We start from the raw sequence: 9193 nt of genomic DNA, 5'->3' as shown, positions 1-9193 counted from the left end.
ACGATGACGAAGAGGGTGGTGAGCGAAGTGATGAGTGTTCGGCTCAGCGTTTGGTTGACGCTTGTGTTGATGATTTGCGGGGTCAAGAAGGGGGTCTTTCCTTTCACCTCGCGAATCCGGTCAAAGATGATGATCGTGTCATTGACAGAATACCCGATGATCGTGAGCAAGGCCGCGAGCACGGCGAGGCCGATCTTGAATTCATCGATGAGAAGGAAACTCAGCAGGTTGGCGACGTAGGCGCTGAGCGCGATCATGCCCACCGTAATGAGTACGTCGTGAACGAGGGCGATGGCGGCAGCCACGCCGAAGCTCACCCGCGTGAACCGTACCCAGAGGTAGATGATCATCCCGGCCACCGAAAGCACGAGGGCGTAAAGAGCACGGATTCTGGTGCTTCCGGCGACCTTACCTCCGATCGTGTTGGAAGAGGGGAAGTAAACCGTCTTTTCCAGTTCGGCCTTGAGCTGCTGGGCTACCTGCATGCCTTTTTCCGGCGGAAGTGCCAGCCGCAATTCCCACTGGTTGTAGGCTGTGGTGTCGCCCCGGCGATATTGTTCGTTATAGAGCTCGAAGTCGGCGTGACGCTCGGGTTCCGGTAATTTTTCCATGATATTCTTGACAAGGCCTTCCAGCGATTCGTAGTTGAGCTTGTGATCGAATTTCAAGAGGACCCTGGTGGGGAAACGCTGGGCGCCTGTTTTCGGCGGCGCTGACGGCTTTTCTCCCTCGTCAGCGGTTGTTCCGGAGACACCGGCCGATCCACTGGGCTGGCTCGGTGCGGAAGAAGTGGCTGGTGCAGACGGGGGAGGGGCTGTCTCCTGGGCAGGAGACGGCGGCGCATGGCCGGTCTGGGGTTTTTCCTGCGCGGGCGCATTTTCACCCCAGAGGAGCCCCGCGATTGCCGACGGCCAGCCGGAGACCGGACCAGCAGCCAAACGCTCGTCCGGCAGGTTGCGCCAGAAGCTCGTTTGCGTAATCGGCTCGATGTCCACCTTGTAATGGACGAGTTCGTCGCCGAACACTTCCGCGATCTTCTGTTTGACCTGCTGGAGATATTCCTCGGCTTCCATGCCGGGCGGACTCGATGTGTTGATCATATAGCGACGTCCCGGCTCTTCACCTTCGATGCGGACGTCACTTACCGCGAGGTCGCGGAGGTCACTCAACCGGTTGCGCACTTCGGCGATATCTTTGGGTTTGTTGAAGAGAATCTCCACGGCCACCCCACCTGTGAAGTCGATATCCAGCACGCCCTGCCCACGCATTCCCAGAGCCACAAGCCCCAACAAAATGAGGCCGACGCTGCCAGCGATGCAGTATTTCTTCACGCCCATAAAGTCAAAATTGGTGGCGCCAATGACCTGCATCATGGTCAGGTTCTTGATCCATCGGCGACGCTCAGCAATTTCGAAGATCACACGGGCGATAAAGACGGCCGTATAGAGGTTTAGGACCAGTCCCAGAAACAGCGTCACGGCGAAACCCCGCACCTGGTCTGTTCCCACAAAGTACAGGATGACGGCCGTAAGCATCGTGGTTAGGTTGGAGTCGATGATCGCGCTCATCGCTTTTTCGAAGCCGTTACGGATAGCCATCCGCAACGTCGCTTTGCGGGCGAGTTCCTCGCGGATACGCTCATAAATAAGGACGTTGGCGTCCACGGCCATACCGACGGTCAGCGTCAAACCTGCCAGGCCGGGGAGCGTGAACGCGGCTTTGAGTAAGATCATCAATGCCACCAGCATGAGCAGGTTAAGGATCACAGCCACGCAGGCCACCACACCGGCGAAGCGATAATAGGCGATCATGAAAGCGAACACGATGATCGCCGCCACAATCATGGCGATGACGCTCTGGCGGATTGTGTCCCGACCGAGTTGCGGACCGGTGACAAGCCGACTGATGGGAGTGGGGCTGAGGACGGCGGGCAGGCTTCCGGCCTGGAGCACCTGGATGAGCGCCTGCACCTCATCCCGTGAAGGGATACCCGTGATCTGGCCGCGATCGAAAATGGGGCTTCTGATCTGCGGGGCGGAATAGAGGTATCCATCGAGGATGATGCCCAGCCGGCGAGTGAAACCGGTGGTGGGGTCCGGCCGATTGTCGCTCGTCAAAGCGCCGAAGCGCTGCTGGGCACTCCCTGCCTTGAGGATGAATTCCACGCAGGGTTGCATCTGCTCGTCCACGCCCTCGCGGACTCGGAACAGGTCGGCACCAGTGACGTTGTAGCGATCCTTGACGACGAGAATCTCCAGCCAATCCTCGTTCCGATACCGGCCTTTACGGACGGCAATTTCGCCGAAATTGCCGATGGCTTCTTCCTGGCCTTTGGCAACCGGAACCCACCACGCCAGGAGATTGCCGCGATCGTCATAGAGTTCGTGCTCGTCGGGGGGAAGGGCCAGAGCCCGCTCGATCAGCCGCCGATGGTCCCGCATATTGGCCAGGATGCGGAACTCCAGCGTACCGACGCTGCTGATCACGCGTTCCAGCCGGGCGACTTCTTCCTCGTCCACCTCGGGGACAATGATTTCGATCTGTTGCGGGCCGAACCGGCGGATCGTTACTTCTTTCACACCGCTGGGGTTAACCCGGCGATTGAGGGCCGCAATAAGCTGATCCATGTCAATCTGATCCGAAGCCGCTTGTGCCCGCGTTCCCGGTTGCCGCACCGCGCCTTCGATTTCGTACACCATGATGACACCGCCGCTGAGGTCGATTCCCAGCTTCGGCGGCCAGCGCGTCAAAAGAATGACAACCGCAAGAACGATGGTGAACAGAATGAAGGAGATCCGCCCAAAGTATTCTCGTGCCCGCCACCATTCGCAAAGAAAATAGGCAACGATGACCGGTAAGCCAAAGATGATAAACAGAAAGACCAGATAAGTGACGATATTGAGAACCCGAGAAAGAAATGTCGGTCTGGCGGGTTTGGTTTCCTGGGAAGTCGTCTGCCCGGGTTGAGAGCCTGTCTCTTGAGCAGGGGTCTTCGTTGTCTCCCGAGTTTCCTCGGAACTTGCCGATGAGGGAGCAGCCGTCGGGGCCTGACCAGTCGCCTGGGACTGCGTAACCGTATTGGCGTCAGAAGACGGTGCGTTTTGCTGTTTTTCGCCCGAGGTGGGAGCGGGAGCCGCGCTCTGTGAGGACGTCTTTTCTGATTGAGCCGGGGCTTCATTCTTGGGCGGGGCAGATTCCCCGGCCGACACCGACTGGCTGCCGGCAGGAGAAGACGCCTCCAGGGCCAGTGCCAACGGCACCATCGGGGTGAAATTCCCACCACCCACCGCTGCGGCGAAAACCACAACCGCGGCAATTCCGAGGATCCAACCAAAACGGCTCCGAGTAGAACGGCGTTCCATCGTTAAAGATCTCACACCTGAGAATCCCTGAAATGATTCAATTCGAGATTCGTGTTTGAGAACCTGGTTTGTTCAACCTTCTTTTTGTTTGTCAGATGGGGCTTCTTCCCCCAGAACCTGAGCGATAGCGCTCAGTGTGCAGCGAATCCGTGTATTGTTGGCGTCGTCCACGCGGAGGGTCACCTCGTTGGCTTCCCGGTGGACGTTTGTAACCACCCCGTAGATTCCGCCAATCGTAAGGACTCGGTCGTTTTTCTTCAAGGCGTTGAGCATGGCCTGGCGTCGGGCCCGCTCCTTCCGTTCCGGGCGGATGAGCAGGAAGTAGAACACAACGATCAGCGGAATCCAGAGCGTCAACATCATGATAAGACCGCCCGAGGAACCGCCAGCGTTCCCGCCACCGGCTTCGGCCAAGAGAGGGATAAACGAGATCATCATGGAATCGGCCTTTTAGGTCTTGTGGAGTCCAGAAAACAGCACTCGGGTTTCGTAATCGTGCGCAGAATCCGCGATGACGTGCCTCCATGATCGCGAACCGTTACCTGAGCAAGTTGCCAGGGAAGAACGGCTGAATCGGAGAGGCTTCCACTTTGCCGTAGTTTTCAATCGCCAGCAACTTGCCCGGCATTCCCGCCATGCCCGTGCAGGATATCTGAATTAAGCATCTTAAAGCGCCGTGCGAGTGGCTACAAGGGGCAAAACGGCGGGAAGCCGTTGGGATCGCGTTCCGATGTCCTATGTCTGAATCTCCCAGGCCTCGTCCGGCCCGCCGATTTCTCCTTTTGGGCGGCAGCGTGATTGCGGTTGATTGCGCCGCAAACGCCATTTCTGGATAAAATAGAGAAAGAGGGAGAGGCTAAAGCGGTTTTGACTATCGCGGGGGCGGGGCGATGGTGGGTGAGGCAACATCCGGCGGTGATCAAACATGGCCGCGGCAAAGTTCGACCTTATCCGATCGAAGCACCTGTTGAGGGAGGCCGAGGGCTACCTCGAGCTGGGGCTTGCACGGCAGGCGCTGGAGACGCTCGATCGGCTTCCCGATTTGTATCGTGACAATCCGGTGGCGCTGCTGCTTCGGGCGGAGGCCCTCCGCGAACTGGAGCGATACGAGGAAGCGCTCGCCGTCTTCCAACGGCTGGAAGAACTCGACCCGGAGGATGTTCGCGTCTATCTTGCCAAAGGCTGGTGCCACAAACGGGTGGGGCGGATCGATCTGGCGTGTGCGGATCTGGAAAAAGCCGCTGAGCTGGAGCCCGACAATCCGCTCGTCTGCTACAACCTCGCGTGTTATTACAGTCTCGCCGGGAATAAAGACAAGGCCCTGTCTCTCCTCAGAAAAGCACTCACGTTGGAGCCAGACTATCGGAAACTCGTTCCCGCCGAAACCGATTTCGATCCCATTCGCTCCGATCCCGAATTCAACCGACTGCTTGAAGCGGCCGGAGAAACCGCTTAAACTCGCCAGCGGTCAGTGACGATGAGAGGCGGTCCGCCGCAGACCGTTTATTCCTGGCGGGAGAATCTGTCCCGCTGAAGGCGGAGCGAGTTTCTCTTGACGTGCGACCGGTACCGCGGACGTCGGCCGCCAGCGGTGTTGGCGAGACCGTATGGTAACTGTCCCCCGAAAAGTTGTATTGGAGGGGCGTTTCCAGCCGCGAGTCTTCACAGGAGCCTGTCATGTTTTCCACGACCCAACCGCAGCAGCGTGCCGTATCCGTTCTTCGCAGGGGTTTGGGAAAGTCACGGCTGAATCGGCGACGGTGGCTCTGCAGTCTTGCGGGGGCGATGGCCGTGCCCGCGGTCGTTCGGGCGGCACGCCTTTTTGCCAGTGAGACGCCCCGTTTCGAGGTTCAAGAAGTCAAAACAATCAGCCGGCTTCCCCACCGCTATCACGGCTGGCCCACGGTCACGCGGCGAAAGAACGGCCAGCTTGTGCTTGTGTATTCCGGCGGGCGCGAGGCCCATGTCTGTCCGTTCGGTCGTGTGGAAATGATGACTTCCCACGACGAAGGCCAATGGTGGACGTATCCGCAGGTGTTGTGGGATAGTGCGATCGACGATCGGGATTCCGGTGTCCTGGAGACAGCGCGGGGCACTCTCCTTGTGACCACGTTCACCTCGCTAGCCTACGTTCCCCTTCTGACACGAGCCCTGGAAGCCGCGGGGACGGGGAGTGGTTGGCCTGCCGAAAAACTGGACCGTTGGCGGGCGGCCCACGAGCGCCTTTCCGAAGACGACCGTCAAAAACAGTTGGGGGTGTGGATGATGCGCTCGGAAGATGGGGGCGTCACGTGGTCGGCTCCGTACGATTGCCTGGTGAACAGTCCCCACGGTCCGATCCAGCTTCAAGATGGACGGCTGCTCTATGCCGGCAAGGACCTCTGGCGAACAAAGAGAGTGGGCGTGTGCGTTTCCCAGGATGACGGCCGAACCTGGGAATGGCTGGCCACGCTGCCGGTCCGACAGGGCGATGACCCGAATCAATACCACGAGCTGCATGCCGTGGAGACGACCGAGGGACGATTGGTCCTCCAGCTCCGGAATCATAATCCCCAGAATGCGGGGGAAACATTGCAGTGCGAGTCCGAAGACGGAGGAAAAACCTGGTCAACTCCGCGTTCTATTGGCGTGTGGGGGTTACCGTCTCATCTGATTCGGCTGCGGGACGGGCGGTTGCTGATGAGCTACGGCCATCGCCGGAAACCGTTCGGATGCCAGGCCCGATTGAGCAGCGACGGCGGCCGCACGTGGTCGGAACCAGTCGTGATCTATGGCGATGGAGCGGGTGGTGATCTGGGTTATCCTTCCACAGTAGAACTGTCCGACGGAGGACTGCTGACGATCTGGTACGAGCTCCTCCGCGAGTCGCCGTATGCCGTATTGCGACAGGCCCGCTGGCGGCTGCTTTGAAGGTGCCTTTTGCGTCAGAAACCGTTTGAGGAGAACGCTCAGTTGAAAATGGGCATGACGAGCGCGCCTTGCGGAAACACCCTTCGGAGTCATGTGCGCTTTTCGCAGTTATGCGTGGGCTTTAAAGAGGACCGAGGCACAACGGTCATGCGAAATTTTCTGATAAAAAGCTCGTCAGTAAACTGCAAATCTTTTTGAGTTAGTCTTTCATGCATCGCAAGCTGTCCAGGAAAAAGCTCCGCATCAACTGTGCGTTTTAAACGAATCGAACTATAGTAAGAGATAGAGACGATTCACAGGCCAGCCAGCGTGTTACCCACCGGTTTGAAGACTGCCCGCCGGAAATACCGCTTTTTAGGGCGCTTTCCCACAATTGATGAGTATCGGGGTTCTCACCAGATTCGTTTCGTAACAGGGAGTTTGCCATGTGCACCAGATTGAATCAATGTAAGACTAGGGGTTTCACACTAGTTGAGCTCCTCGTGGTGATTGCCATTATTGGGATACTCATTGCCTTGTTGCTCCCCGCTGTTCAGGCGGCCCGGGAAGCGGCTCGGCGAAGCCAGTGTACCAATAACATCAAGCAGCTTGCCCTGGCCATGCACAACTACCACGACGTGTACAACACACTTCCGCGGTCGGGGTATGGTGGGAACGACGCGGGGCGGCCGTGGAACAACTGGGAGCGGTTCGGGATCAATGTGTGCATCCTTCCCTTCATTGAGCAGAAGGCCCTGGCGGATCAGTTCGTGTACGTGCCGGGCGCTTCGTTCGGGACGTATTTCAACGGACCAATGCAGGTGAAGGTCCCGGCGTTCCTGTGCCCTTCTGCACAACCGTACCGAAACGTCAACAATACGGCGGGATGGAACGGGCCGGGTTGCAACTACGCGTGGTGCTCCGGGAGCACGACCTACACCGCATGGGGGGCTGGTGTGAATTCGTTCAATGGCATGTTCCAGGTACGGGTTGAAAAACCTTTTGCGGCGGTGACGGACGGTCTTTCTCAGACGATCATGGTGTCGGAAATCCTTTCCGGCGACGGGGATAGCTCAAAGGCTACTTATCCATTTGACATTTTTTATCCGCAGGGCGGTGACGGCGTGTACAACAACATCGCCAACCAGGATTTCCCTACGCCGGCTGAGCTGGAAACGATCGGTCTGGCCTGCCAGAATCCGGCGGGTGAGCGGAGCAACAACGGGGCGCTTTGGGCCTGGTATCCGCACGCCCAGGTGTTGTTCAACACGGCGGCTCCCCCCAACTGGCAATATCCGAGCTGTGGTGGCAACTGCTGCCCCGGCGGCGCCCATGATTGGAGCCGTGGTATCATTCCCCCGCGAAGCCTTCATCCCGGTGGGGTCAACGTGGGGCTGGGCGACGGCTCTGTCCGCTTCATCACCAGCACAATCGACACCCTCACCTTCCAGCGGCTGGGACACGCTTCAGACGGCCAGCCAATACCCGAGTTCTGAATTGCGAGTGGGGCGTCAATCTACCCGCTTGGCTGTGGGTGACCGGCGATTTTCCTGACGGGTCTGCGCCAATCGGTCCGAGGTTCGTGAGTGCGTGTCGGACGGGAAACCGGATGAGGGTTACTGCCATGGATATTCGAAAATTCCAAAAGCTGACCGCCTGCCTGATGGTAGGAATAGCGCTTGTTGTGCTGGGAGGTTGCGGCAAGAGCGGGGTTCCTGCCCGCAAAACGTATCAGGTGCCCATGAAAGGGCCGCTGGACGAGGCCAAATCGCTGCTCGAAAACTACGCGAACGGCCAGCCTTTGGGAAGCGAGGCCGCGCGATTCAAGGACCTCGTCGATGCCGTCCGAAAGACGGACCCCGCCAAGGCCGATATTCTGGAAAAAGGTTTTGCAGAACTCCAGAAAACACCCCCGCAGGGGCTGGCTCGCAAAGCCAAAGAGATCCTCAGCGCCCTCAACAGGTGAGGGAACGGCACCAATCATCCACCAGTCCTGCTGCCTGGCGTTGACCGGAGGGCTTTGCTGGTAATCAGCAGCGCGTTTTCATGAGGCCTGCCAGACTGACAGGCCTTTTTTATTGCGCGCTGAATACGTAACTTATTGTCCGATAATAACTTAAACGGTCCTGTTGGTGGCAGGCATGATATTTGCAACACGTCGCGGGTGTGGTCCTTAACCCGGCTTTGTATGGGCCGCCGGGTGCGAGTTCAGTTGAGTCTTCAGGAACCAACAGAAAGGAGACACGCTATGGCAGTCCCTCCCTTTGGTCCGCAATCTCTCGAGCAACTCCGTCGCGAAATGGATCGGTTGTTCAACAGCTTTCTCGGGGAGCTGCCGGAAGCTCCCTGGCCGTTGCAGGGGCGAGAACGCTTGCCGGTGAACATGTGGGAAACGTCGGAGGCCTTTTACGTGGAAGCAGAAGTCCCCGGCGTGACACAAGATCAGATCGACATCTCCGTGACCGGCAACGAGTTGACCATCAAGGTGCGGCGGCCGCAACCTGCCGAGGAAGGTGTCACCTACCATCGACGAGAGCGTGCGACGGGGGAAGCCACGCGGGTGATCCGGTTGCCCGGTGAAGTCGATCACGAACGGGTGCAGGCCGATCTCCAGCTCGGTGTGCTGACGGTTACGCTGCCGAAGGCCGAAGGAACCCGGCCGCGCAAGATCCCCGTGAACGTACGCACCGGCTGAGTCGAACGCCGGAACCTCTCTTCTGAACGACTTTGAAGGCAGCAAATTCAGGTGATTGGGGTAACTCTTCGCAAAAAAGCAAGACGGAAAGGAGGGTGAACGATGAAACACCACCATGGTGCAAAGCGTGCAGCCCAGGCTGCTCCGGAACATCTGCGGGGCGATCGGTTCTACAGCCCGGCTGTCGATATCGTGGAAAAGCCCGATGAAATCCTCCTCATTGCCGATGTGCCGGGGGCCAAACCGG

7 protein-coding genes are annotated in these 9193 nt (G+C 58.5%); 5 read left to right on the top strand and 2 right to left on the bottom strand.

Translation table 11 applies throughout. From position 1 onward, the window contains the following. Together secD and yajC are read right to left on the bottom strand one after the other, a co-directional pair. On the bottom strand, positions 1-3362 hold a 3362-nt coding region (secD, locus tag H5U08_RS05065; protein ID WP_297030921.1), incomplete at its 3' end, for a protein translocase subunit SecD. A gap of 72 nt (positions 3363-3434) precedes the next feature. Next, the gene (gene yajC, locus H5U08_RS05060) at positions 3435-3800 is read right to left on the bottom strand and encodes a preprotein translocase subunit YajC (RefSeq protein ID WP_297030919.1); all 366 of its coding nucleotides are present in this window, start codon (positions 3798-3800) and stop codon (positions 3435-3437) included. A gap of 487 nt (positions 3801-4287) precedes the next feature. Between yajC and H5U08_RS05055 the strand changes: the two genes are divergently transcribed. The 5 genes from H5U08_RS05055 to H5U08_RS05035 all read left to right on the top strand — a co-directional run bounded on the left by H5U08_RS05055 (position 4288) and on the right by H5U08_RS05035 (position 8946). Beyond that, a complete protein-coding gene (locus tag H5U08_RS05055) occupies positions 4288-4818 on the top strand; it encodes a tetratricopeptide repeat protein (RefSeq protein ID WP_297030917.1) in 531 nt (176 codons plus the stop codon). Positions 4819-5039: 221 nt separating this feature from the next. Beyond that, positions 5040-6272, top strand: coding sequence for a sialidase family protein (locus tag H5U08_RS05050; protein WP_297030915.1), 1233 nt, complete (start codon positions 5040-5042; stop codon positions 6270-6272). 425 nt (positions 6273-6697) lie between these two features. After that, positions 6698-7747 (top strand): DUF1559 domain-containing protein, encoded by a 1050-nt coding sequence (locus tag H5U08_RS05045; protein WP_297030913.1) that lies wholly within the window; start codon positions 6698-6700, stop codon positions 7745-7747. A 128-nt stretch (positions 7748-7875) separates the two neighbouring features. After that, positions 7876-8217: a hypothetical protein gene (locus tag H5U08_RS05040; protein ID WP_297030911.1), complete on the top strand. Its 342-nt coding sequence runs from the start codon at positions 7876-7878 to the stop codon at positions 8215-8217. Positions 8218-8499: 282 nt separating this feature from the next. Continuing rightward, a complete protein-coding gene (locus H5U08_RS05035) occupies positions 8500-8946 on the top strand; it encodes an Hsp20/alpha crystallin family protein (RefSeq protein ID WP_297030909.1) in 447 nt (148 codons plus the stop codon). The last annotated feature ends 247 nt before the right edge of the window (positions 8947-9193 follow it).

Origin of the sequence: Thermogutta sp., from assembly GCF_014359955.1 — a bacterium.
GTDB lineage: Bacteria > Planctomycetota > Planctomycetia > Pirellulales > Thermoguttaceae > Thermogutta.
Note: the sequence above shows the minus strand (reverse complement) of the source record. Positions and strands in the feature narration are given on the sequence as shown.

Excerpts from the sequence above, each read along its gene's own strand:
- yajC (WP_297030919.1), bottom strand. The coding sequence starts at position 3,800 with ATGATGATCTCGTTTATCCCTCTCTTGGCCGAAGCCGGTGGCGGGAAC.
- H5U08_RS05055 (WP_297030917.1), top strand. The coding sequence starts at position 4,288 with ATGGCCGCGGCAAAGTTCGACCTTATCCGATCGAAGCACCTGTTGAGG.
- H5U08_RS05050 (WP_297030915.1), top strand. The coding sequence starts at position 5,040 with ATGTTTTCCACGACCCAACCGCAGCAGCGTGCCGTATCCGTTCTTCGC.
- H5U08_RS05045 (WP_297030913.1), top strand. The coding sequence starts at position 6,698 with ATGTGCACCAGATTGAATCAATGTAAGACTAGGGGTTTCACACTAGTT.
- H5U08_RS05040 (WP_297030911.1), top strand. The coding sequence starts at position 7,876 with ATGGATATTCGAAAATTCCAAAAGCTGACCGCCTGCCTGATGGTAGGA.
- H5U08_RS05035 (WP_297030909.1), top strand. The coding sequence starts at position 8,500 with ATGGCAGTCCCTCCCTTTGGTCCGCAATCTCTCGAGCAACTCCGTCGC.